This window comes from Caloranaerobacter longqiensis (assembly GCF_050286925.1).
Lineage (GTDB): Bacteria > Bacillota > Clostridia > Tissierellales > Thermohalobacteraceae > Caloranaerobacter.
The window spans coordinates 117,476-143,214 of sequence record NZ_JBFWFX010000005.1; the positions used below are offsets into that span (position 1 = coordinate 117,476).

Consider the following 25,739-nt stretch of genomic DNA (forward strand, 5'->3'; position numbering starts at 1 on the left):
TATGTGGCTTAAAAATAGGATAAATAAGGAATCAGGTCTAACTTTAATAGAAGTGCTAATAACTATAGCAATTTTAGGAATAATAATCGTTCCATTGTCTTCATTTTTCATAACTTCAGCAAAGATAAATAATGAGTCAAGAGATAAATTTAAAGCTACATTAATAGCTCAGAAATTTTTGGAAGATATAAAATTATCAGATAGCATAGTGGAAGGAAAATCGCAATATAATATTGAAAATTATGATGTTATAGTAAATATAACTAATGTTTCAGATTTATCGGAATATGAAAGTAATAGTTTCTATAATACAATTGATTATGATATCAAAATCCAAATTGATAAAAATAACGAGAATTATATTTCAATATATGATAGAAATGGAACCCTATTAACAAATGACTATATTGATATAAAACCTAAAATACATGTCGAAATGCTAGAATCATCTATAATCGTTAAAATTTTTGATGATGATAAATTATTAAGTACTACAGACTTAAAAAATTATGATGATAAAGGAAGTTTGATTTTAGAAATATTAGGTGGAATGGATTTTGTAGTAAAAAGTAAGAATCAGACAGAAAAAGATTTGATTTTATATTTTTGCAAAAGTGATAATTCAACTTCAAATTATAGTTTTTATAATTTAGGTGGAAAGGTAACTAGATATGAAAAAATTTTAATTTCAAATAATAAAAGTGATTTTAAAGGATTATATCAAATAGATGTAGAAGTAAAAAAAGATGGACAGACACTAGAAAAGATTATAGGATACAAGTTACTTTCTAATTAGGAAGTGAAACTATGGTTAAATATATAAATAATAATAAAGGTTCGAGTTTAGTATTTTTAATGATAATTATGACAGTATTAATTTTACTCGGTGTTACTATATTGACTATTTCAGTAACTAATTTCAAATTTAAAATGATTAATAGTAAAGTAAAAAAGAATTTTTATATGACAGAAGCGGGATTAGATGAAGCGTATATTATAGTAAAAGATTTAATTATAGAAGCTATTGAAGAAGGAAATAAATCAGTAGATGATTTTATAATGAATTTAGATTTAGAAGAAGGGAGTATATATATAAAAGAAGATGGAACGATTGATTTAGAAGCTTTAAATCAAGCACAAAATGAACTGTTTAAGGACGCTTATAAAACATATGTATTAAATAATATAAAAAATAGATTAGAGAATTCTAATAATTACACAATTGAATCAGATGGTATTAAACCGCAAATTCGCATACTGAACGATATTTTTAGCTTCTCTGAGGACAAGCTCAAACTAGATATAGAATCTACGTTTACAAAAGATGAAATTGAGAAAAAGATAAAAGTTTCATTTGTTATAGGCGTACCAGATTATAATGAGCCAATTTATATTACATCAACAGCAAGTGAAATACCTGTCAATACAGTTTGGGAAAAAGTTATTTCTTCTGATGGCAATATGTTAATCGAAAGTGGAAATGTTGAAATTCACGGAGATATATTTGTAAAAGGGATAAATAATAACGGTGGAATAACATTAAGAGGCTCTGATGTAGCTCTTAATGTCAACGGAAATATTGTTACAGAACATAACTTTAAAATAAATTCATCAAATAACAATATAAAAATTAATGGCAATATTTTTGCAAAAAACTTTATAATAAGCGAAGGCACTAATAATACAATAGTAAGTCAGGATAAGGGTTCTTTCTATCTAATGGATGATTTAGAATTAAATGGTAGGAATTGTGTGGTAGATATTAAAGGTAATTTTTATGGTATATCTGATAGTTCAGATGCTCAAGATTCGGATATGTCAAGCAGTATAGTAATTAATACGGATGATATTGGAAAAGGCTCTAGATTAAATATTGCTGGAGATGTTATAATTCATGGGACATCTTTTATAAATACTAATGGAGGAAAGTATCAAACAGGAGAATCAATATCTATAAAGGGAAATTATATAGCTTACACATATCCTTTGCAAAAATTGGGAGTCAGAGAAAATGAGGAGAGTTTAAATAGTGAAAATGTAGTTTTTGAGTATTATGACCCTCTTATATTAGTAGATAGATTTGTAGATGGAAAAAAATTATTAGTTCATGATAAAAGTGATTATATTAAGTTTTATCATGATGAATACCGACAATCAAGTGGTTTAAATTTAGGAACAGGAATAGCACTGGATGAATCTAAAAATTTAATTCATACAGGAGCTTTAGTATATAACGGTAAAATTGTTCCAAGCCATATAAAAGTTGAAGATCAAGGAATTATAAATGAAAAGCGAGCTACATTTGATTTGTATGTGAATAAAATGGGTGATAAGTCAATCAAATTAGAGAAAATTACAGTAAATGATCAAATAGATTATACAAAAATAATAGACAAAGTTGATTATAATTCAAAAAAAAGAGAGTTAATTATCTTAAATAAAGATAATGAGAATTTTGCAATAATTGGTCCTAATGGTGATAAATCGGCTTTACCAAAAGATGTAAATAAGGTTTCAATAGATAATGATTCAGTTAAAGGATTAATAATAACTAATGGGGATATTTATTTATTAGGCGAAATTAACTTTGTAGGTTCGATTATAACAACTGGTAATATTTACATTTATAATGATGATATGAAAAAAATTAGCTACAGTATTGATACTGTTGCAAAATTAATTTACAAAAATGATATAACAAATATATTTAGAAATAGTTCAAACAATAAAATAGTTTTAGAGAGTGATATAGATATTAATAAAGCAGAGCATGGAAATGGTATACAAATTACAGATTTAATAGAAGTGAGCAATTGGAAACTTATAAGATAAATAATAGGTGATTAGTATATGAAACTGATAAATAGAAGAGGCTTTACAGTTTTAGAACTTTTAATTTCATTAGCATTTGCTAGTTTATTAATATTAATGATATCTACATTATTTTTAATGAATGTCAATTCTTATAATAGAGAGGATATTGTTTTAGAGCTTCAATATCATGGACAAGTAGTTTTAAATTATTTTTCAGATAGAGTTATGGAAGCTGAAGGCATTGTAGAGATAATAGATATAAATAATATTGATTCATTAAATAAAGATTCTGAAATTAAGCTAAAAAAAGTTATTTTTAGAACTAATGATAATGGAGTTATTTTTGAAGTTAAACCTAATAATAAGTTTTTTTACGGTGAAGGTATTGCTGGTTCGGCAAAAACAGAAATTGCTGACTATATAGAATCAATTATTTTAAAACCTTTGCCGAGTGGAAAAAATTTTTTAGATGCTGATGGTATAGAAATAACAGTAAATTTAAGTAAAAGAAATATTACTGAAAGCTATAATACGAAGGTATTTTTTAGAAATAAAAAATAATGGGTGGCGATAGTATGTTTAAAAAATTGATTATGTTTTTCTTAATAATCAGTTTAATTTTCAATTTAATAATGATTGATAATTATACGTTTGCAGAATTTAAAGATGAGGTAAAAGCACCAATTAATTTGGTAAGAAATTTAGAGAAAAGTCAATATCGGGTAGGGGAAGAATTTATAATAAATTATACTATTCAGCCACAAAATTTATCGATAGAAGATGTATATCCGGAATATTATCTTGTTGATAAAGAAATAGTTTTAGTTATGGATATATCTGGAAGTATGAGAGATAAGATTTATATGAATCAAAACAAAGAAATAATAAAAATAAGAGAACACATTGAGAAAATAGAAGATGTTTTAGAATTACTATTTACAACAATATGGTACACAATAGATATAGAAAATATGTTAAAAAATATAGAAGAAAATTTAGAAGGCATCAAAGAAAATGTAAAAGAATTAGAAACTAATAAACAAAAAATAAATAGAGAATTGAAGAAGATAGATAACTATATAGAAAGTATAAGAGATATATTAGAAGAACTAAAAGCAAATAAGAATGTTATAAGAAATATAGAAAAGATACAAAGAAATATAGAGAATATGATAAAAAGCATAGAGAAAATAAAAAAACTTTTAAAAATTAATAAAACAACCAAAATAGAAGCAATGAAATTTGTAGCAGAGCGTTTTTTAGAAAAGCTAAAAGATGATAATAGAATAAAGGTGAGTTTAATACCTTATGAAACAAGAGCTTGGGATTCAAGTTATGATGGAAAAGATTTTGCAGATTTATCTGACACTGAAGATTATAAAGAATTAATTTGGGATATAGATGGGTTACAGGCTGAAGGTGGTACTAACATAGGTGATGGTTTGAGAAAAGCTTATTATAAACTTAAGAATTCACCTAATGAAAATGCAAGAAAATATATTATTTTGATGACTGATGGTGAACCTACTGCTTTTAGTTATGAGAAAATTCTTTATAAAAGCATATTTGGAAAATTTTGGTCTAAAGAATATTACTTTTTTAAAAAAATTGATGTTTTATTTTATTTAGAAAATGGAGTAAATTATCAAGCAGGGGATGGTACTTTATTAGATGATGACTGGGATTTAGAATATGCAAACTTAGTAGGAGAAAAACTCATAAAAAAAGGCGGATTAGAAATCAAATCATTTATGATAGGTTTCAGTAATGATGCAAATATGGAAAAACTAAAACAAATAGCTGATAGTTCAGGTGGATACTTTAAAAAGGCAGAAGATGGAGATGCTTTAGATGAGGTATATCAGACATTAGCAGATGAAATTAGTAGTGATTTGCCAATACATAGTGTATTCTTTAAAGAAACGATACCGACTGGTTTTGAGATATTAGATGTATCAGAAGGATTGCAAATTGAAGGCAATACTGTAATTGGCGATATTGGAAGCATAACTTATAGACTAGATAAAGAGCGAAAAGAGTTCATAGCTGAACCAATAAACTTCTGGATAAAGGTTAAGGCAAATAGAGTAGGGAAATATCAATTTGGAAATATAGAAGGCGAAAATGAATCATATGTTAAATATAAAGATATAGATGGAAAAGAAAAAATTAAATATTTTCCTGTAATCGATATATCAGTTTATGAAACTGAACCTCCTATTTTAGATGCAGAATTGTTTATTGAAACTGATTCTGCAAAAGTATTGAATATTTCAGTAAATGAACCATCCTTTATTGAAGTTTTGTATAATGATGAAATTATAGATACTATTGATTGCAGAAAAGATTCTTTTGAGATTGGTGAAATGAAAAAATTTACTATTAATTTACAACAAGATATTCAAGATAACAGTTTAGTTATAATGGCTACAGACTTATCGGGGAATAAGGTTAAAGAAACAGTACCTTATCTAAATTTGAATTCGATAAAATTAGATGAATATGAACATAATGATTTAAACAGACCTGTTGGATTAGAGTTATCAACAGAATCAAATTCAATAATAGAAGAGATTATAATAAATGGAGTTAAGGTTCAGGAAAATAAAGTTACAGACGAAGGATTATATACGGCTAATGTTGTATTGCAGGATGGATTGAATGATATTTTAGTAAAAGTAAAAAATCAATATAACAATATAACTTATAGAACTTTTAAGGTAAATATTGATGCAAAATCACCTCTAATAGATGCAGAATTAAAGGACTTTAAATTAATAACTAATTTTGATGAAGAAGTTGAAAAAGTATGGATTGAAGCTGATTTAAACAATGATGAAATTATTTCTGAAGATGAGATTTTCGATAAAAGTAATATTGATATATTATATAATGAATCACATACAAAAGCGGATATTGTATTGACTGAAAAGTTTTCTAATAAGCAAATAAAAATAAAGGCTAAAGATTTAAATGGAAATATTGGTTTTTTAACTTTTAAAATACCTAAATTGAACAGAATTTTAGATCATGGACTTTTAATAAATAGTGTTCAATTGAAAAAATATGAAGATAATAGTATTAATATTGTAAATGGTTATGAGGTTAAAATGGGAGCTATTTTTAGTATAGATAGTGGAGCTAATACTTTAACTTTACATTTAAATAAAAATGGAATTGATGATGTAAAGTTACTAGGAGAATTTAAATTTGATTTATATGTAATAGATGAAAATTCTATTGTACGTAAAATAGCAGTAAATCAACGGGATGTAGATATACAGTCTAGTGATAATGAGATAATTGTGAATATTGACTTAGGAACATACAGCGATATTTTTGAAAGCAAGTTATTATTTGTATATACTTTTAAACCACTAGTTGAAAAATTAGGTGCGGAAGGTATTAGTATTATAAATAGATTTTCTATAGGTGAAAGTGTAAAAGATTTAAAAGTTAATATAAAACATTTACCTAAAATTGAATAAAGTTGGGTAGGTGTGATGATTGACTTTTGAGTTAAGAAAAATTAAAGGTTTAACTATTATAGAATTGTTAATTGTACTTACTTTGATATCTTTAATTCTATTAATAGTTATTCCTAAGATCAAAGTTAATGATTACGAGTTATTAGCACAAAGTAAAAAGTTATGTAATGACATTCGGAATATTAGAATACTTCAAATGTCAGAGGGGGGAGTCTATAGAATATTATTACATGAAAAAAGTTATAGAGTATTAAAAGGTACAATTCAAATAAAAAAAGTAGATTTAAAAGAAAATTATAAATTAATTTATTCTAAACAAGAGATTATGTTCAAATCAAATGGAGCTCCAACTTATGGAGGTACTACAATAAGGCTTCTCGATTTAAAAACAAATAGATACTGTGAAATAACAATCGTACCTGCAAGTGGGAGGATACTTATGGCAGATACAATATATTAATTTTGAGGGGGGATTAAATGAAGCTATTCAACTATATGGAAGATGTTGTTATTAAAACGATAGATTTAGCAATTGAAAAATATCCACAAGTTTGTAAATGTGAGAAATGCAAGTTGGATATTGCAGCTATTGCATTAAATAATTTACCATCAAGATATATTGTTACTAAAAAAGGAGAAGTATTTGCTAAAGTAGATGGTATGCAAGTACAGTTTGATGTAGATGTTTTGAAGGAAGTTACCAAAGCAATTGAAATAGTTTCAAAGAGACCAAAACATGATAACGATATATGGTGATAAAATGAAAAAAAATAACATAGTTTTAATAGGATTTATGGGTACTGGTAAGTCTTATATTGGTAAACACATTTCAAAAAAACTTAATATGGAATTTTATGATACTGATAATATAATTGAAAGAGATTTTGGATGTAGAATAAGTTATATATTTGAAAAATATGGTGAAAATTATTTTAGAAGGATTGAAAGTGAAGTTATTTCAAAAATATCTAAAAATGAAAACGTGGTAATTTCAACTGGTGGTGGTATAGTTTTAAATAAAAGTAATGTAGAAATGCTTAAGAAAAATGGGATTATATTTCTTCTAGATGGTAGTTTTAATACAATTATTAATAATCTATATGGTAATATAGATAAAAGACCTTTATTAAAAGGTGCAGATTGGAAGAAAAAAGCTATGGAACTTTTTTTAAAAAGAAAAAAACTGTATTATAATAGTGCCGATTATATTATTGACATAGATAATAAAAATGGAGATGTTATTGCCGAAGAGATCATAAATATTTATAATTTGCAAAAGTAGCTATAAAGTTATTCTATTCAAAGAATTAGATTTATGGTAATATATAATAAGAATGTTTAAGGATGTGTTTTCCAAATATGAAGAAAATATTAGTTATACATGGTCCAAACTTAAATATGCTTGGACTTAGAGATAAAAAAGTATATGGGAATATTACTTTAGAAGCTATTAACGAAATGATTAAAAATAAAGGGAAAGATTTAGGTATAGAAGTTGAAACTTTTCAATCAAATCATGAAGGAGATATTATTGATAAAATACATATTGCTAAAGATTATTATGATGGGATAATAATTAATCCTGGAGCATATACACATTACAGTATTGCGATTAGAGATGCATTAGAAATATTAGATATTCCAATAATAGAAGTACATCTGACAAATATTTATAAAAGAGAAGAATTTAGACATAAATCGGTGATAGCTCCAGTCTGTACAGGTCAGATATGTGGACTAGGTTATTTAGGATATATTATGGCTATAGAATCGCTATATGAAATTATCATTGGGGGGGAATAAATTTAATGATTAATAATGTGAGAATCGAAGAATTAAAGAAATATATGAAAGAAGTTGATATAGATTCTGTAATTATTTTCAAACCAGAAAATAGAAGATATATAAGTGGGTTTACAGGGACTTCAGGATATGTAATAATAACTGCTGAGGATTATTATATAGCTACTGATTTTAGATATTTAGAACAGGTAAGTATGCAATGCAAGGGATTCAAAGTCATTGAACTAAATTCATTACATACTATTTTTGATGTATTAAACGAATTGAAAATTAAAAGACTAGGTATTGAGGATAATTTTGCAACTTTACAATTTGTTAAAAGTTTAGAAGAAAAATGTAGTAATATAGATATAGTGCCACTTAAAGGGGCTTTAGAAAAGATAAGAATGATAAAGGATAAAGAAGAAATTGAACTAATAAAAAGTGCAGCTGAAATTACAGATAAAGCATTTAATCATATATTAGATTTTATTAAGGTTGGAGTAAAAGAACTAGATATTGCTCTAGAACTAGAATATTTTATGAAAAAATTAGGTGCAGAAGGGCCTTCATTTAAATTTATAATAGCATCAGGAAAGAGATCTGCAATGCCACATGGGGTGGCTTCTGATAAAGTAATTGAAGAAGGCGATTTCCTAACTATCGATATAGGATGTATTTATAAAGGATATTGTTCTGATATGACTAGAACTATTGTTGTGGGGAAAGCTAATGAAAAGCAAAAAAATATATATAATATTGTATTAGAAGCACAAGAAGAATCGCTTAAAGCGATAAGGCCAAATATAAAAGGTTGTGAAGTAGACAAAATAGCAAGAGATATTATTACTAGTTATGGTTATGGAGAATATTTTAGACATGGTCTAGGACATGGGGTTGGATTAGAAATCCATGAAAATCCAAGACTAGCACAAAGTGAAATGGGTAAAATAGCTTTAAAACCAGGTATGATTATTACAGATGAACCTGGTATATACATACCTAACTTTGGAGGAGTTAGGATTGAAGATTTAGTTTTAGTTACAGAAGACGGCTATGAAGTGCTGTCTAAAACAACAAAAGAACTAATAGAAATAAGTTAATGGGAGGTATTGTAATGATTTCAGCAGGAGATTTTAAAAAAGGTCTAACTTTTGAAATGGACGGTGAAATTTACCAAGTTATTGATTTCCAGCATGTTAAACCTGGAAAAGGAGCAGCTTTTGTTAGAACAAAAATTAAAAATTTGAAAACTGGTGCAATAAAAGATATTGCTTTTAATCCATCTGATAAATTCCCTAAAGCTCATATTGAAACAAAAGAGATGCAATATCTTTATAATGATGGAGAATTATACTACTTTATGGATACTGAGACATATGAACAAATACCATTAAATTATGATAAAGTACAAGATGCATTAAAATATATTAAAGAAAATGATATAGCAATTATGAGATTCCATGAGGGCAAACCTTTTGAGGTAGTACCTCCTAATTTTGTAGAGTTAGTTGTTACACATACAGAACCAGGAGTTAAGGGAGATACTGCAACAGGTGGAACAAAGCCAGCTACTGTTGAAACTGGAGCTGTAGTACAGGTTCCATTATTTATAAATATTGGAGATAAAATAAAAATTGATACTAGAACAGGTGAGTATTTATCAAGAGTATAGGCAATAATAATTTTAAGATTAATAAATAAAATAGGAGGTGCATCTCATGGATTATTTGTATGAGAAGATTGCTTATCTAAGAGGATTAGCAGAAGGACTTGATATTGATGAATCAACAAAAGAAGGCAAATTACTTATGCATATTATTGATACTTTAGAAGATTTCTCAGATGCGATTAATGAATTGTATGAAGAACAAGCAGAATTGGAAGAATATGTAGATGCAGTTGATGAAGATTTAACTGAAGTAGAAGATGAGCTATTTGGTGAAATGGATGAAGATGATTTTGCATATGATGAAGAAGATGATGATATAGATTATGTAGAAATACAATGTCCAAATTGTAATGAAATAATATATTTTGAAAGAGATTTATTAGATGAAGAAGAAGAGGCAGAATGTCCAAATTGTCATGCAACAATAGAATTAAAAGATAAATAATTAAAGCCTGATGTCTTAGACATCAGGCTTTAATTATTTATCTAATATTTTAATATATTAATCATATTATTTAATATTATTCATACTTATTTATAAAGGGGGGACAGGTTATGGAAGAACAAATGATCAACATTTATGAGAATAATTTATATAACAAATCAGATGGATTTGAACAAATACTAAGATATCTAGACCTTGATTTATCAAATATTTTAAAAAAGATACCTTTATTGACTAGAAAACGGGTTGAGGAAATAAGACTGAGGCTAGGTAGACCTTTAGCTATTAATTATGACGGAAAAGATTTATTTATAAAAGTTGATGGTGTTTTAACGGATAATATATATGGTGCTTATATAGTAAATGAAAAAAATATAAGAAATACTTTCCAATTAATAAGTAATTATTCAATTTATGCTTTTGAAGAAGAACTTCGAAACGGATTTATTACAATTAATGGTGGACATAGAATTGGTATTACTGGAAAAGTATTGTATAGAAATAATAATATTTATACAATAAAAGAAATTTCATCTTTAAATATAAGAATAGCTCGTGAAAAAAAAGGTGTATCTGATAAAGTTATTAAATATGTCATAAAAAAACCAAATACGATATATAATACTTTGATTGTCTCACCTCCACAATGTGGAAAAACAACGCTACTTAGAGATATGATTAGAAATTTGAGTAATGGTATTCCTAAATTAAATTTTTATGGTTTGAAGATAGGAGTTGTTGATGAGAGAACTGAAATAGCAGGTATTTATAAAGGGTATCCACAAAATGATATTGGTCTTAGAACAGATGTACTAGATAGCTGTCGTAAATTTGATGGTATGATGATTTTATTAAGATCAATGTCTCCAAATGTAATTGCTACAGATGAATTAGGAGAAGAAAAAGATATTGTTGCTCTTCACCAAGCTTTAAAAGCGGGAGTTAAAATTATTTCAACAGTACATGGTGAAAGTATTAATGATTTACTAACTAGACCTTATTTAAAACAGATTTTAAAAGAGAATATATTTGAGAGAATTATATTATTAAGTAATAGAAAAGGTGTAGGGACTATAGAAGATATCATAGATGGTAAAACTTATAAATCAATTATTTAAGAAAGAGGTATAGGTTATGTTTGCAATTAGGCTAATTACTAGTATAACAATAATACTTTCTTGTACTTTTATAGGTTATTATTTGGCAAATCGATATAATAAGAGATTCATAAATTTAATAAAGTTACAGAATTGCATACAATTATTAGAAACTGAAATTGTATATTGCTCTACACCATTACCAGAAGCATTAGAAAATGTATACAATAAATGCGATAAGAGTGTTTCCTTTATATTCAAAGATTTAAAAAACTTATTAATAACTAATAAAAATTTAAATGTATATGAAGCATTTTCTTATCAGGTAGAAATTTTATCTAAAAAATTATATCTAGATTTTCAAGATATAGAAATTTTAATGTCATTAGGAAGAGTTCTAGGGATAAGTGATAGAGATGACCAACAGAAACATTTTAAACTCGTATTAATACAACTAAAAAATTGTCAAAAAGATGCAGAAGAAAAAAAACAGGTAAATGAAAAACTTTTTAAAAATCTAGGTATATTAACAGGATTAGCTATAGTAATTCTTTTATTTTAAATGAAAGGAGAGTTAATATGAATGTTGATTTGATCTTTAAAATAGCTGCTATTGGGATATTAGTATCTGTACTTAATCAAGTTTTAATAAGAGCAGGTAGAGAAGAACAAGCTATGATGACTACACTAGTGGGATTAGTGGTTGTATTAATGATGGTTATAAATTTGATTAGCAAATTATTTGATAATGTAAAAACAATATTCAACTTATATTGATGGGATGATGCTTATGGAAATTATACAGATTGTTGGAATAGGTATTATAGCTACTATATTGGCTGTTTTATTAAAACAGGAGAAACCAGAAATTTCTTTACAAATTAGTATAGTAACAGGATTAATAATTTTTATTTTTGTTATTTCAAAGTTAAGTTATGTAATTGGGGTACTAAGTAATTTAGCCCAAAGAATTGATATAGATTTTATATATTTTTCTACAATACTTAAAATTATCGGTATTGCATATATAGCTGAATTTGGTGCTCAGATTTCAAGAGATGCGGGTGAAGAAACAATAGCATCCAAAATCGAATTAGCTGGGAAAATATTGATAATGACTTTATCGGTACCAATATTATTAGCAGTGTTAGATTTAATTTTAAAAATAATGCCATAGGATTTAGGTGATACCAATGAATAATAAATTTTTACTATTATTAATAATAATTTTATGTTTTATACCGAGGTATGCTGTTGGGGAAGAAGATAGTATTGGAGTAGATAATATTATAGAAGAACAATTAGAAAAATTGAATATAAAAGAGTTACAAAGTATTATTGACAATATTACAAAAGATAATGAGCAGTATTTAAATAAAATAGATATTTTAACTTATATAAAATCTTTACTAAAAGGTGAAAAAATATTTTCTTTTGAAGAAGTATTAAAGAATTTGCTGACTTTAATATTTAAAGAAATAATAATAAATTCAAAATTACTGGGGCAGCTTTTGATATTAGCAATTCTTTGTGCAGTATTGACAAATGTACAGAGTGCTTTTGAAAGGAATACAGTTGGTGAATTAGCGTTTTATGTTTGTTATATGTTGCTAATAGCTATTGCAATGAAAAGTTTTGTAGTTTCAATGAGTTTAGCTAACAAAGCTATAGATGAAATGGTTTTGTTTATGCAGGCTTTGTTGCCAATTTTAATAACTCTTTTATTGGCAGTAGGAGGAATAACGAGTGCAGCTATTTTTAAGCCAATTATTTTTGGTAGTGTGAGTATAATGAGCACATTAATGAAAAATGTTATATTACCTTTAATTTTTTTTTCAGCAGTAATAGGAATAATTAGTAAATTATCTGATAAAGTGCAGATATCAAAATTATCTAGTATTATTAGACAAATAACAACTACCATATTAGGTATGTTATTAACTGTTTTTTTAGGTATTATGTCAATTCATGGAGTTACAACCTCAAAACTAGATGGAGTTACTATTAAAACAGCAAAGTTTGCAGTAGATTCTTTTATACCAATCGTAGGTGGTTTTCTATCTGAAGCTATTGATACTGTCATTAGTTGTTCTTTACTATTAAAAAATGCTATAGGTGTAATTGGATTGATTTTAATATTTATGATTTGTGCTATACCAATTGTTAAAATAATATCTTTGATTTTAATTTATAAATTTACAACTGTTATAATAGAACCAATTTCGGATAGTAGGATAATTGAGTGTTTAAACGAAATTTCTAAATCTCTTTTGATGATATTTGCTGTAATTAGTTCAGTAGGAATAATGTTCTTTATAGCCGTTACAATAATTGTTGGAGCTGGGAATATAACAACTATGTTAAGATAGAGGTGGTATTTTTTGATAAATTTATTACGACAGTGGACTGTTACAATAGTAACTTTGGTTGTGCTTATAACGTTTCTTGAAATAATATTACCTAAGAGTGATTTAAAGAAATATATAAATGTTACAACTGGCTTTCTTTTGATAATTACGATATTAAATCCATTCATAAAATTATTAAGTAACGATATAAATATAGAAAAAGAAGTATTTAAAAATATTATGTTAAAACCGGAAAATAATTTTTACATAACAGATGATTACAGAAGATATCAAGAAAATCAAACAATAAAATTATACAAAAATAAAATTAAAAAACACATTAAAAAAACCATAGAAGATACTTTTAGATATAAAGTTATAGAAATAAACATCGATATTGAAAAAAAAGAAACGGAAAATTTTGGAAAAATAAAGAAAATAAATTTAGTATTAAGTCAAGAATATACTAATTTAGAAAATAAAAATACCTATGATAAGTATTCAATAAATATTGAGTCAGTAGGGGAAATAGAAGTTAATTTAAAAAGCGTTGAGACAGAAAAAATAGAAAATAGTGATAGGATTAATTATAAATCAGATGAAATTAAAAAACTAATTTCGAATAATTATAAACTTCCAAAAGAAAGCATTTCAATTATATACAAGTAAAAAGTTAGGAGGATTTTTATGAAAATACTAGATTTATTAAAAGAAAAGTTTGATAATAACAATCTCATGATGACATTAATGATAATTATTGTTTTAGGAGCAATTATTTTGATAGCTACAAGTTCTTTGGTAGAAGAAACCGGTAAAAAAAATGTGCCTAAAACAGTTTTGTATGAAGAAAGTAGTATTTCGCAAAATAACAGTAAAATAATAGAAGATTATGCAAATACAATTGAAAAAAAACTAGAAGATATTTTAAGTAAGATAAAGGGAGTTGGAAAGGTCAAAGTAATGGTAACTTTAGAAGATACGGTCGAGAGGATACCAGCGGTTAATACAACTAGAACGGAGGAAAAAACAAGTGAAAAAGATTCAAAGGGGGGGATCAGAGAAGTTTTTAAACAAGATTATTCAGAACAAGTAGTTGTTAATAATAACAATAATGATGCATTAGTAATAATTAAAGAAGTTAAACCAAAAGTAAAAGGAGTTATTGTTGTAGCAGAGGGTGCAGATGATTTATATATAAAGGAAAAGCTTTATGATGCTGTAAAAACAGTATTAGGGATAAGTGGTAATAGAGTAGGAATATTTTCTAGTAAACCATAAGGAAACCATATTTTGTTAAATTATAGATAATTTTAAATATAAATTCTATTTATAGGTATAGGCAAAATCTTCATTAATCTATTTAAATTGAAGATTTTGTTTTAATTAATAGGGGGGAGATATATGGTTATTAAGAAAAGGACTTTACTATTAGTATCATTATTAATAGTTTTAACAATTATTGGTTATATTAATCATTCGATTACTAAACAGGCATTATTAGAAACTACAAGTGAATATGAGAAATATGAAGATAAGAATTTAAAAGATGTATTGACGGACGATAATAAAACTGTAGAAACTATTTCTACTAAATATATACAGAATGAAAATACAAATAAAGATGATAAAATTATTGATAGTAAAGATAGTACTATATCTTCATTATCAAGTAAAACTGAAAATACAATAGAAGAAAATATTACAAAAGAAGAAAATCGTAGGAGTAATAATTATTTTGTAGAATACAGACTTTCAAGAGACAAATTGCGCGCAAGTTTAGTTGAAAGGCTAAATAATATTATTGATAATGAAAAGACAGATGAAGAGACTAGGAAAAAAGCACAAGAAGAAATAATAAGAATTGGAAATATTTCAGAGAAAGAATTATTAATTGAAGGATTAATAAAAGCTAAAGGGTTCGAAGACGCACTTGTATTTTTAAAAGATAATAGCGTAAGAGTAATAGTATCGGCAGATGTACTTAACGAGCAGGATGTAATGAAAATTTTAGAAATAGTAAAAAGCGAGACTAATTTTGAACCTTCAGCAATAAAAATAATGAAAAAATATTAGTTATATTTGTCAAAAGTTAATGGGTTTGGTATAATATTTATGTGTTGTTGTGAAGATTTTGGGAGGTGAAGTAAATGACCGAGATAAATAATAAAACTAGTGAATATGGGCAAATTAAAATAGCAGATGAAGTAGTAGGTATTATTGCAGGTTTGGCTGCAACTGAAGTAAAAGGAGTTGCAGGTATGAGTGGTGGAATTGCTGGTGGTATTTCAGAAATGTTGGGAAGAAAGAATTTATCTAAAGGTGTAAAAGTAGAAGTAGGAGAGAAGGAAGCTGCAATAGATTTATACATAATTGTTGAATATGGAGCTAAGATACCTGAAGTAGCATGGGAGATACAAGAAAACGTAAAAAATGCAGTACAGACTATGACAGGTTTAAATGTAGTAGAAGTAAATATACATGTTCAAGGTGTTCATATAGAAAAAGAAACTAAGGAAGAAGAACAACAGTTGCAACCAAGAGTAAGATAGTAAAATTAAACCCTCTGATTTTTCAGAGGGTTAATTTAAATATCTTTAAGGAAGGTGTTATAATGAACATATTTGATAGAATTGTTTTCACGATTTTTACTATATTTTTTGTATTAATTTCAATCATTATAATTATATTACCTTTTAATATTATACAAAATAATATTATCGATGAAGTAGTCTTCTTTTTAAATAGTTTAGAAGGGAAGTACTGGATAATATTAATAGGTTTGGTGGTATTATTGATAAGTTTAAGACTTTTATTTTCTGGAATTAAGAGGAATAAAAAGAGTGAATATATAATTAAGTATACAAGTTTAGGAGAGCTCAGGATATCAACTCAGACAATAGAAGGTTTAACTTATAGTGTTACAAATAGTTTTAATGAAATAAGAGATGTTAAAGCGAATGTTGAAATAATTGATGATGAGTTGATAATATTGATTAATGCAAGAGTTAGTCCTAATGTTAATATACCTGAAATTATTTTCAAAATACAAGAAAAGGTAAAAGAACATGTTCAAAATTGTTCTGGAATTAAGGTTAGAGAAGTTAAGTTTAAGATTAGTGAAATTGCTTCTCAAGTTAGGACTATTAAGTAAATAAGAGGTGTTAAAAGTGTATAGAGAAAAATTAATAGAATTATTTCAAAAGCATCAAGGTAAAATAATTGGGAGCGTATTAGGATTTTTTATTGCAATAATTATTCTTTTGATTGGTTTATTTAAAACATTGTTTATTTGTATATGTGTTTATATTGGTTATTATTTTGGAAATAAAATTGATAAGAGAGAAGATTTAAAGGAAATACTTGATAGAATTTTACCACCAGCTAAGTATAGATAATACATATTTTTTAAAAATATAAGGGAAAATAATACAACAAGAGATGAGGTGCATAAGTATGAGTAGAAAGATTGCAAGAGAAGCAGCTGTAAAATTATTATATCAAATGGAGATAAATGAAGACTTTTCAAAACAAACAAAGGAGGATTATTTAAAGAATAATCGTTTTAAAGAAGACGAGATAGAGTATCTAAATAGGGTTTTTGAACATTTAATTGAACAATTACCAATAATAGACTCAAAAATAGAAAAATATTCAGAAGGATGGAAAATAAATAGAATAGCAAAAGTAGATTTGTCAATTTTAAGATTAGCGATATTTGAGATAATGTATATGGATGATATACCTATTGAAGTTTCGATAAATGAAGCTCTTGAAATTAGTAAAAAATATAGTACGGAAGAGTCTAGCAGATTTATTAACGGACTATTAGGTGGTTTTGTAAAAGAATGGAATGATATTAATGGATAATTATTATCTAGGAATAGATACAAGTGCATATACAACTTCTATTGCAGTATTAAATGATGATGGCAAAATAATTATTGATTTGAGGAAATTATTAAAAGTAAAGAAAGGAAGTCTAGGATTAAGACAGCAAGAAGCAGTTTTTCAACACATAAACAACTTACCTGAAATGTTTAGTTGTATAGCAAATGAAATTGAAGTAAGTAAAATAAAAACTATATCAGCTAGTGTAAAACCAAGAAATGTTATTGATTCTTATATGCCAGTCTTTAAGGTTGCACAAGGGTATGCATTTATATTAGCAAAAGCTTTGGGTGCGAATTATAAAGAGTTTTCACATCAAGATGGCCACATAGCGGCAGGTATTTTAAGTTGTACTATTCAACATTTAGAAAAATTTTTAGCTTTACATATTTCAGGAGGAACTACAGAGCTTTTGCTTATAGAAAATAAAAATAATAATTTTTCAATAAAGCAGATTGGTGGTACATTAGATATTAGTGCTGGACAGTTAATAGATAGAATAGGTGTTGAGTTAGGATTGCCTTTTCCTTGTGGGCCATATTTGGACGAACTATCAACTAGTGGTAGTTTTATAGAAAAAGACGTTCCAGTCAGTACTAATAGAACATGGATAAATTTTTCTGGTCCAGAGACTTTTTTTAAAAAGATTATAAAACAGCATATTGATAGACCAGAGAATGTAGCATTAGCATTATTCGATTGTATTGCTAAATCTTTAAGTAAAATTATTAAATATGCAATTAGAACATATAAAATAAATGACATTTTAGTTATAGGGGGGGTTGGTTCTAATAATTATATAAGGAAAAAGTTAGAGAATGATATAGTTAATAAAGGTATTGGAAAATTATTTTTTCCAAATAAAAATTTTTGTACTGACAATGCTATTGGAATAGCATATCTTGGATTAACTAAACATGGGTTATAGGAGGGGGAGTTTTATGAAAAACAATATTATCAATGGTAAAGAAATTGCTAAAAACATAAGAGCTGGTTTAGCTAAAGAGATTGAAATAATCAAATCGAAATATGGAAAAGTTCCTGGTTTAGCAGTAGTTTTAGTAGGAAATGATCCAGCTTCACATACATATGTTTCAATGAAAGAAAAAGCATGTAAAAAAATAGGTATGTATTCAGAAGTTCATCGTTTGAGTGAAGATACTACTCAAGATCAAATAATTGAATTAATAGAAAAATTAAATAAAGATGATAAAATAGATGGAATATTAGTACAATTACCTTTACCAAAAGGAATTAATGAAAATATTGTTAATTATAAAATTTCACCTGAAAAGGATGTAGATGGTTTTCATGCTGTAAATGCTGGTAATTTATTTTTAGGTGAAAAAGGATTTGTTCCTTGCACTCCTAAAGGGATTATAAGATTAATTAAAGAAACTGGTATTGAGATTGAAGGGAAAAATGCTGTTGTTGTTGGAAGAAGTAATATTGTGGGTAAACCTACAGCTATTTTATTATTAAATGAAAATGCAACTGTTAAAATATGTCATTCTCGTACTAGAGATTTAGCTAAACATGTTAAAGAAGCTGACATTTTAGTCTCAGCAGTTGGTAAACCTGAAATAATAAAAGGGGAAATGATTAAAGAAGGGGCAGTAGTTATTGATGCAGGAACTACAAAAGTTAATGGAAAATTAGTTGGTGATGTAGAATTTGATTTAGCAAAAGATAAAGCTTCTTGGATAACTCCAGTTCCTGGTGGAGTAGGTCCAATGACTATTGCTATGCTATTAGAAAATACATTGGAGGCATTTAAGAAGAGATGGAATTTAGAGCCTTAACAGTTAGCGAATTAAATAATTATTTAAAAAGGGTTCTAATCAATGATCCGATTTTAAATTCTATTAATGTTGAAGGTGAGATATCAAACTTAAAGCGACATAAAAATGGACATTTATATTTCTCCCTAAAAGACCAAAAATCTAAAATTAATTGTGTAATGTTTAATAGCGAAGTGCAAAAAATTAGGTTTAATATTGAAAATGGATTGAATGTAATTATATCTGGATATGTTTCAGTGTATGAAAGAGATGGTTTATATCAATTGTATGTAAGAAATATTAAACCGGTTGGATTAGGAGAATTGTATTTAGCATTCGAACAATTAAAGAAAAAACTGCAAAATGAAGGTCTATTTGATAAAGAAAAGAAAAAGAAGTTGCCCTATTTGCCAAAAAAAGTAGGGGTAGTAACTTCTTCATCAGGAGCTGCTATTAAAGATATAATAAAAGTTATGAAAAGGAGATTGCCTTCTGCTGACATAATTATTTATCCTGTATTAGTACAAGGGATTAAAGCAGCTAATGAAATAAGTAATGCTATAAAGTTTTTTAACCAAAGAGATGATATTGATGTGATAATTGTTGGCAGAGGCGGTGGATCGATTGAAGAGTTATGGGCGTTTAATGAGGAGATAGTTGCAAAAGCTATTTATGAATCTAAAATACCTATTGTATCTGCAGTAGGACATGAAACAGATTTTACAATATCAGATTATGTAGCTGATTTAAGAGCACCAACACCATCAGCTGCTGCTGAGTTAGTAGCTCCAAATATAATTGAATTAAAAGAAAAGATTTTTTTACAATACAAAAGGTTAATAAAATCATATGAAAGTTATATCAAAAATAAGGAGAATTTAATAAAAACTTATAAAATATCGATAGCAAGTAATAGATTTATAGAAAAAATTACAGTTACAAGACAAAAATTAGAGTATTGCTATAAGGAACTGTTAAATAGTTTTGATAGATACATTAGTGATAATTTAAACAATATTAATTTCTTAAATGAGAGACTTAATAATTTGAATCCTAAAAAGATTTTGAATAGAGGATATGCAATACCAATAAAAAAAGATGGGAAAATAGTAAAAAGTGTTGATGAAGTAATCAATGGAGAAATTTTGACACTAATATTAGATAACGGTTTTATAAAAGTAAAAGTTATGGATAAATCCAATTCATTAGGGGTTGATAGTAAGTGAAAGAAGAAGTTGAAAATATTAAATTTGAAGAGGCACTAGAAAAATTAGAGCAGACAGTAAGAAAAATAGAAAGTGGTCAACTTACTTTAGATGAGACTATAGAAGAATTCACTAAAGGTGTTAAATTGTATAATTACTGTTTAAAAATGTTGAATGAAGCTAAAGGGAAGATTAAAATGGTTGTGGAAAAAGAAAATGTGGAATATGATGAAATAGATTTTACAATGTAGTATATAGGAGGATAGTATGGAATTAAAGCAAGAATTAGAAAAGTACAAAAATATAATAGATAAAGAGCTAGATAAGATATTACCAAATTATAATACACCACAAAAAAGAATTTTTGAAGCAATGAGATACAGTATATTTGCAGGTGGTAAAAGATTAAGACCAATATTAACATTAAAAACTTGTGAATTAGTTGGTGGAAACTATAAGGATGCTATCAATTTTGCTCTTTCAATAGAAATGATACATACATATTCACTTATACATGATGATTTACCATCTATGGATAATGATGATTATAGAAGAGGGAAACTAACTAATCATAAAGTATTTGGTGAAGGGATTGCGGTACTTGCCGGTGATGGTTTGTTAAATTTAGCTTTTGAAACAATGATAAATGATATTATAAATGATATTGATAAATCTGAAAGAAAAATTAAAGCATTAAAAGTAATAGCAGAATCTGCTGGTGTTTTTGGAATGATTGGTGGTCAGGTTGTGGATATAATTTCAGAAGGAAAAAATATAGATGAAGGTACATTATTATATATACATGAGAAAAAGACTTCTGCATTGATAGAAGCATCAATACTTGCTGGAGCAATAATTGGTGGTGCATCGTTAGATGAATTAGAACGCTTAAATATTTATGCTAGAGCAATAGGGCTTGGATATCAGATAAGAGATGATATTTTAGATAAAATTGGTGATTCAGAGAAACTGGGTAAAAAAGTTGGAAGTGATGAGGAGAATAATAAGGTAACATATTTAACTTTTTATGAGATTGAAGAGGCTATTAAAAAAACGGAACAATTATGTAAAGATGCTATTATAGCACTAAGTTGTTTTAATGAAGAAAAGGTGAAATTCTTTGAAGAATTGGCCCAATATCTAGTTTATAGAGAGAATTAATTCTATTTTGTCTATATTTAGTTTTTTAGCTGTTTTTAGTTTATATTACTATAAATAAGAGTTTGAATTAGGAAATTGTTTATGTTATAATATCACTTACTTGGAGTGGTGCAGTATTCTAGTCAGACCAGCTAATTCTGAAGGCGGGGCTAAAAATCCGTCAAAGGGCATATCGATGAAGTTCCTGGTTACGGCTGCCGACGCCCAGTCGGGGGTCGTTTCTGGGAGTAAGGAGGATGGGGCGATCCACAATGGCATGTGGGCGTTGACCCTACCTCCGTGGAGACTCATGCGTTTGCATGAGATACCCTGCATTGTAGCGTATAGCTACATGCAGCGTAGCCTGCCTTGAGTGAAATAGGTGGATAACAGTTAAACTTCGATTTCTAAGGGCCCTAGAATGAGAAGTATTGCTGTTGAAACCTATTTTGCAAAAGAGGCTAGGAATTAGTATGGCTGTCGAGGAAAACTCCTAGACTGCTCTTTATGAGGTATACTGAGGATTACAGTGCGGACTAAGTGGCAATCTAGCCTTACCTTTGGCGACAAGGTAAAGATGAGATTAAAGGGAAACCGCTGCTATGGCGACATGCAGTTCTCATCTGGGAAATCCTGCTAGACCTTAAGCCGCAAGATTTACTCAGTATACTACCACTCCAAGCTAGCTGATAGCTTTAGCTATCAGCTTTATTTCTATTAGTAATTGGGGGAATAGAATTGCCTAAAGCTGTTAATCGCAGTAATGTTAATAAAAAAAATAGAAAAAAAATTGGATATAATATAAAATGGATTTTAATAATATCTATTTGGACGTTTTTATTAGCGATTTTTGTTAGCTTATTATCAGAGAATTTGATGAGAAACTTAGATTTATTAACTGCAACAATTGTTTTAAATTTAATAATATTATTAGGTGTTATTTTTGATATAATTGGAACAGCTGTTACTGCTGCTGATGAGAAACCGTTTCACTCTATGGCTTCAAATAAAGTTGTAGAAGCGAAATATGCATTAAAATTAATTAGGAATGCAGGTATTGTATCTAATTTTTGTAATGATGTAATCGGCGATATAGCAGGTATAATTAGTGGAGCAGCTGGAACAATAATTGTAGTTAAGATTATTTCATTGTATGATTTAAAAAATGCGGCTACTATTAGCGTAATTATTAGTAGTATTATAGCATCTATGACTGTTGGAGGTAAAGCTTTAGGTAAGGAATTTGCGTTACAAAAAACTAATGAAATAATAGAATTTGCATCTAAAATTTTAATGATTTTAGATAAAAAATTTGGAATAGATTTACTGCCGGATTTAAAAAGAAAAAAAAGAAAAAAAAGAAGTAAAAGGCGGGATGGCTAAATTGGCTGAGTTATTGGATAAAATAAACGATATTAATGATATTAAGCAACTTAAAACCATAGATTTACAAAAATTAGCTGAAGAAATAAGAAGTTTTATTGTTGAAACGATTTCGCAGACTGGTGGTCATTTAGCTTCTAATTTAGGAGTCGTAGAATTAACCCTTGCTTTACATAAAGTATTCAATAGTCCTAAAGATAAAATAATCTGGGATGTTGGACATCAGTCATATATACATAAAATAATTACAGGTAGAAAAGAAGAATTTCATACAATTCGACAATTCAAAGGTCTTAGTGGATTTCCAAAAAGAAAAGAAAGTGTTCATGATATTTTCGAAACAGGACATAGTTCTACCTCAATATCAGCTGGATTGGGGTTTGCAATTAGTAGGGATATAAAAGGTGAAGATTATGATGTTATTTGTGTAATTGGAGACGGTGCTATGACTGCTGGTATGGCTTTCGAAGCCATGAATCATGCAGGACACTTAGGAACCAGGTTAATTGTTATATTAAATGACAATGAGATGTCTATTTCTCAAAATGTAGGTGGTTTATCTTTATATTTAAATAGAATAAGAACGGCACCAACATACTTTAGAATGAAAGAGGATGTTGAGAATATTTTAAATAGTATTCCTGCGATTGGCAAAAAAATGTTTAGGACTGCTGAAAGAGCAAAAGATAGTTTAAAGTATTTTCTTTTGCCAGGAATGATATTTGAGGAGTTAGGTTTTAAGTATTTAGGACCTGTTGATGGCCATAATATAAGTTCTTTAATTAATGTGCTTAAAAGAGCTAAAAATGTTGATGGACCTGTTTTGATTCATGTTATAACTAAAAAAGGTAAAGGGTATAAACCAGCTGAAAAAAATCCAGACAAGTATCATAGTGCAAGTCCGTTTGAAATCGAAACTGGTAAGTTTAAGAAAAAAGTAGATAAACCTAAATATTCAGAAGTATTTGGGGAGACTCTTTTAGAGTTAGCTAAAAAGGACAAGAGAATAGTTGCTATTACAGCAGCTATGCCTAGTGGTACAGGACTTGATAAGTTTAAAATGGAATTAAAAGATAGATTTTTTGATGTAGGAATTGCAGAACAACATGGTGTTACATTAGCAGCTGGACTTGCAGCAAGTGGAATGAAACCATTCTTTGCAGTATACTCGACATTCTTACAGAGAGGGTATGATCAAGTAGTTCATGATGTTTGCATACAACAATTACCAGTAGTTTTTGCCATTGACAGAGCGGGTTTAGTTGGAAATGATGGCGAAACACATCATGGTGTTTTTGATTATTCGTATCTAAGCCATATTCCTAATATGACTATAATGGCTCCTAAAGATTTACTGGAATTTAAAGAAATGATAAAATTTGCAGTTGACTTTGATAAACCTTTGGCAATAAGATATCCAAGAGGTTATTGTAGTGATTTGAGCGAAATTACAACATCATATAAAATAGAGTATGGTAAGGGAGAAGTTTTGATTAACGGTAAAGAGATTGCTATAATAGCAGTTGGGAAAATGGTGCAATATGGTTATGAAGTTGTAAAACATTTAAAAAATGATAATATAAACCCGACACTAGTTAATGCAAGATTTGTCAAACCTTTAGACAGAGGATTAATTTCTAATTTAGCTGAAAAGCATAACATTATAATAACTATGGAAGACAATGTTAAAATCGGCGGATTTGGTAGTTTAATAAATAGTCTATTATTAGAGCTAAATTATAATGGAAAAGTATTAAATATTGGCGTTCCTGATACTTTTATAGAACATGGTAATGTAGAAGAATTATATGATTTATGTAATATGAGTGTAGAAAAAATTGTTAATTCTATTAAAAGTTTGTTAAGGAGGGTTAAATGAAAACTAATAAAGAAAGAATAGATGTACTTCTAGTTAAAAAAGGTTTAGTAGAAACTAGAGAAAAAGCAAAAAAATATATTATGGCAGGAATAGTATATGTAGAAGAACAGAAAATTGATAAGCCAGGTACAAAAGTAGATGTAAATAGCAATATTGTTGTTAGAGGAAATCCTATACCTTATGTAAGTAGAGGTGGATTAAAGCTTGAGAAAGCTTTGAATACATTTCCGATAGACATTAATGGTAAAGTAGCTATGGATATTGGTGCTTCAACAGGTGGGTTCACTGATTGTATGCTGCAAAACGGAGCAAAAAAAGTATACGCTATTGATGTTGGGTATGGGCAATTAGCATGGAAATTAAGAAATGATAAGAGAGTTATAGTTATGGAAAGAACGAATATTAGGTATGTTAAACCAGAGGATATAGGTGAATTAGTAGATTTTGTAACAATCGATGTTTCATTTATTTCGCTTAAATTAGTTTTGCCAGTTGTTTGTAAATTAATTAAAGAAGATGCAGATATTATTGCATTAATTAAACCACAGTTTGAAGCAGGTAGAGATAAGGTAGGGAAAAAAGGTGTAGTAAGAGATAAGAAAACACATGTAGAAGTTATAAGTAATATATTTGATTTTTGCAAAGAAATAGGTCTTTATATGATTGGTCTTACTTATTCACCTGTTAAAGGTGCTGAAGGGAATATTGAGTATTTAGCACATATTGTTAAAGCAAAGAGAGAAATAACAATAGATAAAGATTTATTTATAAAGAGAGTTGTAGATATGTCGCACATGAACCTCTAATTAAATGAAAG

At 27.6% G+C, this 25,739-nt stretch carries 31 protein-coding genes; all 31 read left to right on the forward strand.

Annotated elements, in window-relative coordinates; all coding sequences use genetic code 11:
• Position 1 precedes the first annotated feature (1 nt).
• The 31 genes from AB4Y15_RS06360 to AB4Y15_RS06510 all read left to right on the forward strand — a co-directional run bounded on the left by AB4Y15_RS06360 (position 2) and on the right by AB4Y15_RS06510 (position 25,728).
• Complete coding sequence (locus AB4Y15_RS06360) at positions 2-796, forward strand: type IV pilus modification PilV family protein (RefSeq protein ID WP_427339175.1); 795 nt, start codon at positions 2-4, stop codon at positions 794-796.
• Between the two features lie 11 nt (positions 797-807).
• Complete coding sequence (locus AB4Y15_RS06365; protein WP_427339176.1) at positions 808-2,832, forward strand: hypothetical protein; 2,025 nt, start codon at positions 808-810, stop codon at positions 2,830-2,832.
• An 18-nt stretch (positions 2,833-2,850) separates the two neighbouring features.
• Positions 2,851-3,375, forward strand: a complete 525-nt coding sequence (locus AB4Y15_RS06370; RefSeq protein ID WP_427339178.1) for a PilW family protein — start codon at positions 2,851-2,853, stop codon at positions 3,373-3,375.
• A 14-nt stretch (positions 3,376-3,389) separates the two neighbouring features.
• Positions 3,390-6,302 (forward strand): vWA domain-containing protein, encoded by a 2,913-nt coding sequence (locus AB4Y15_RS06375; RefSeq protein WP_427339179.1) that lies wholly within the window; start codon positions 3,390-3,392, stop codon positions 6,300-6,302.
• Between the two features lie 19 nt (positions 6,303-6,321).
• Positions 6,322-6,762, forward strand: coding sequence for a prepilin-type N-terminal cleavage/methylation domain-containing protein (locus AB4Y15_RS06380; RefSeq protein ID WP_427339180.1), 441 nt, complete (start codon positions 6,322-6,324; stop codon positions 6,760-6,762).
• Positions 6,763-6,779: 17 nt separating this feature from the next.
• Entirely contained in the window at positions 6,780-7,058 is a 279-nt protein-coding gene (locus AB4Y15_RS06385; protein WP_427339181.1) for a late competence development ComFB family protein, read from the forward strand.
• 4 nt (positions 7,059-7,062) lie between these two features.
• On the forward strand, positions 7,063-7,584 hold the full coding sequence (locus AB4Y15_RS06390; protein WP_427339182.1) for a shikimate kinase: 522 nt from the start codon (positions 7,063-7,065) through the stop codon (positions 7,582-7,584).
• Between the two features lie 77 nt (positions 7,585-7,661).
• Positions 7,662-8,105 (forward strand): type II 3-dehydroquinate dehydratase, encoded by a 444-nt coding sequence (aroQ, locus tag AB4Y15_RS06395; RefSeq protein ID WP_427339184.1) that lies wholly within the window; start codon positions 7,662-7,664, stop codon positions 8,103-8,105.
• A 5-nt stretch (positions 8,106-8,110) separates the two neighbouring features.
• Entirely contained in the window at positions 8,111-9,187 is a 1,077-nt protein-coding gene (locus tag AB4Y15_RS06400) for a M24 family metallopeptidase (protein WP_427339185.1), read from the forward strand.
• 14 nt (positions 9,188-9,201) lie between these two features.
• Positions 9,202-9,759, forward strand: a complete 558-nt coding sequence (efp, locus tag AB4Y15_RS06405) for an elongation factor P (RefSeq protein ID WP_427339186.1) — start codon at positions 9,202-9,204, stop codon at positions 9,757-9,759.
• Between the two features lie 46 nt (positions 9,760-9,805).
• Positions 9,806-10,201: a CD1247 N-terminal domain-containing protein gene (locus tag AB4Y15_RS06410; protein ID WP_427339188.1), complete on the forward strand. Its 396-nt coding sequence runs from the start codon at positions 9,806-9,808 to the stop codon at positions 10,199-10,201.
• Between the two features lie 110 nt (positions 10,202-10,311).
• A complete protein-coding gene (gene spoIIIAA, locus AB4Y15_RS06415) occupies positions 10,312-11,319 on the forward strand; it encodes a stage III sporulation protein AA (RefSeq protein WP_427339189.1) in 1,008 nt (335 codons plus the stop codon).
• A 16-nt stretch (positions 11,320-11,335) separates the two neighbouring features.
• On the forward strand, positions 11,336-11,860 hold the full coding sequence (gene spoIIIAB, locus AB4Y15_RS06420; protein ID WP_427339190.1) for a stage III sporulation protein SpoIIIAB: 525 nt from the start codon (positions 11,336-11,338) through the stop codon (positions 11,858-11,860).
• 17 nt (positions 11,861-11,877) lie between these two features.
• Positions 11,878-12,075 carry a stage III sporulation protein AC gene (gene spoIIIAC, locus AB4Y15_RS06425; protein ID WP_035161176.1) on the forward strand — a complete coding sequence of 66 codons (198 nt, stop codon included), beginning with the start codon at positions 11,878-11,880 and terminating at the stop codon, positions 12,073-12,075.
• 13 nt (positions 12,076-12,088) lie between these two features.
• Positions 12,089-12,475, forward strand: a complete 387-nt coding sequence (gene spoIIIAD, locus AB4Y15_RS06430) for a stage III sporulation protein AD (protein ID WP_427339192.1) — start codon at positions 12,089-12,091, stop codon at positions 12,473-12,475.
• Between the two features lie 16 nt (positions 12,476-12,491).
• Positions 12,492-13,667, forward strand: coding sequence for a stage III sporulation protein AE (gene spoIIIAE, locus AB4Y15_RS06435; RefSeq protein WP_427339193.1), 1,176 nt, complete (start codon positions 12,492-12,494; stop codon positions 13,665-13,667).
• Between the two features lie 12 nt (positions 13,668-13,679).
• The gene (gene spoIIIAF / locus AB4Y15_RS06440; RefSeq protein ID WP_427339194.1) at positions 13,680-14,315 is read left to right on the forward strand and encodes a stage III sporulation protein AF; all 636 of its coding nucleotides are present in this window, start codon (positions 13,680-13,682) and stop codon (positions 14,313-14,315) included.
• A gap of 18 nt (positions 14,316-14,333) precedes the next feature.
• Entirely contained in the window at positions 14,334-14,924 is a 591-nt protein-coding gene (locus tag AB4Y15_RS06445) for a sporulation stage III protein AG (RefSeq protein WP_427339195.1), read from the forward strand.
• 123 nt (positions 14,925-15,047) lie between these two features.
• Positions 15,048-15,719: a SpoIIIAH-like family protein gene (locus AB4Y15_RS06450; protein ID WP_427339196.1), complete on the forward strand. Its 672-nt coding sequence runs from the start codon at positions 15,048-15,050 to the stop codon at positions 15,717-15,719.
• 74 nt (positions 15,720-15,793) lie between these two features.
• The gene (locus AB4Y15_RS06455) at positions 15,794-16,195 is read left to right on the forward strand and encodes an Asp23/Gls24 family envelope stress response protein (RefSeq protein ID WP_427339197.1); all 402 of its coding nucleotides are present in this window, start codon (positions 15,794-15,796) and stop codon (positions 16,193-16,195) included.
• A 62-nt stretch (positions 16,196-16,257) separates the two neighbouring features.
• Complete coding sequence (gene amaP / locus AB4Y15_RS06460) at positions 16,258-16,797, forward strand: alkaline shock response membrane anchor protein AmaP (protein WP_427339199.1); 540 nt, start codon at positions 16,258-16,260, stop codon at positions 16,795-16,797.
• Positions 16,798-16,813: 16 nt separating this feature from the next.
• Positions 16,814-17,041, forward strand: coding sequence for a DUF2273 domain-containing protein (locus AB4Y15_RS06465; protein WP_427339200.1), 228 nt, complete (start codon positions 16,814-16,816; stop codon positions 17,039-17,041).
• Positions 17,042-17,099: 58 nt separating this feature from the next.
• A complete protein-coding gene (gene nusB, locus AB4Y15_RS06470) occupies positions 17,100-17,513 on the forward strand; it encodes a transcription antitermination factor NusB (protein ID WP_427339201.1) in 414 nt (137 codons plus the stop codon).
• The gene (locus AB4Y15_RS06475; RefSeq protein ID WP_427339202.1) at positions 17,506-18,462 is read left to right on the forward strand and encodes a tRNA (adenosine(37)-N6)-threonylcarbamoyltransferase complex transferase subunit TsaD; all 957 of its coding nucleotides are present in this window, start codon (positions 17,506-17,508) and stop codon (positions 18,460-18,462) included. Before nusB ends, AB4Y15_RS06475 begins: the two co-directional genes overlap by 8 nt.
• Before the next feature lie 13 nt (positions 18,463-18,475).
• A complete protein-coding gene (gene folD, locus AB4Y15_RS06480) occupies positions 18,476-19,336 on the forward strand; it encodes a bifunctional methylenetetrahydrofolate dehydrogenase/methenyltetrahydrofolate cyclohydrolase FolD (RefSeq protein WP_427339203.1) in 861 nt (286 codons plus the stop codon).
• Positions 19,318-20,541 (forward strand): exodeoxyribonuclease VII large subunit, encoded by a 1,224-nt coding sequence (gene xseA / locus AB4Y15_RS06485; RefSeq protein ID WP_427339205.1) that lies wholly within the window; start codon positions 19,318-19,320, stop codon positions 20,539-20,541. The genes folD and xseA overlap by 19 nt, the downstream gene beginning before the upstream one ends.
• The gene (gene xseB, locus AB4Y15_RS06490; RefSeq protein ID WP_427339206.1) at positions 20,538-20,771 is read left to right on the forward strand and encodes an exodeoxyribonuclease VII small subunit; all 234 of its coding nucleotides are present in this window, start codon (positions 20,538-20,540) and stop codon (positions 20,769-20,771) included. Before xseA ends, xseB begins: the two co-directional genes overlap by 4 nt.
• 16 nt (positions 20,772-20,787) lie before the next feature.
• On the forward strand, positions 20,788-21,681 hold the full coding sequence (locus tag AB4Y15_RS06495; RefSeq protein WP_427339207.1) for a polyprenyl synthetase family protein: 894 nt from the start codon (positions 20,788-20,790) through the stop codon (positions 21,679-21,681).
• 717 nt (positions 21,682-22,398) lie between these two features.
• Positions 22,399-23,043 carry a hypothetical protein gene (locus AB4Y15_RS06500; RefSeq protein ID WP_427339209.1) on the forward strand — a complete coding sequence of 215 codons (645 nt, stop codon included), beginning with the start codon at positions 22,399-22,401 and terminating at the stop codon, positions 23,041-23,043.
• 1 nt (position 23,044) lies between these two features.
• The gene (gene dxs, locus AB4Y15_RS06505; RefSeq protein ID WP_427339210.1) at positions 23,045-24,922 is read left to right on the forward strand and encodes a 1-deoxy-D-xylulose-5-phosphate synthase; all 1,878 of its coding nucleotides are present in this window, start codon (positions 23,045-23,047) and stop codon (positions 24,920-24,922) included.
• The gene (locus AB4Y15_RS06510) at positions 24,919-25,728 is read left to right on the forward strand and encodes a TlyA family RNA methyltransferase (RefSeq protein WP_427339211.1); all 810 of its coding nucleotides are present in this window, start codon (positions 24,919-24,921) and stop codon (positions 25,726-25,728) included. Before dxs ends, AB4Y15_RS06510 begins: the two co-directional genes overlap by 4 nt.
• The last annotated feature ends 11 nt before the right edge of the window (positions 25,729-25,739 follow it).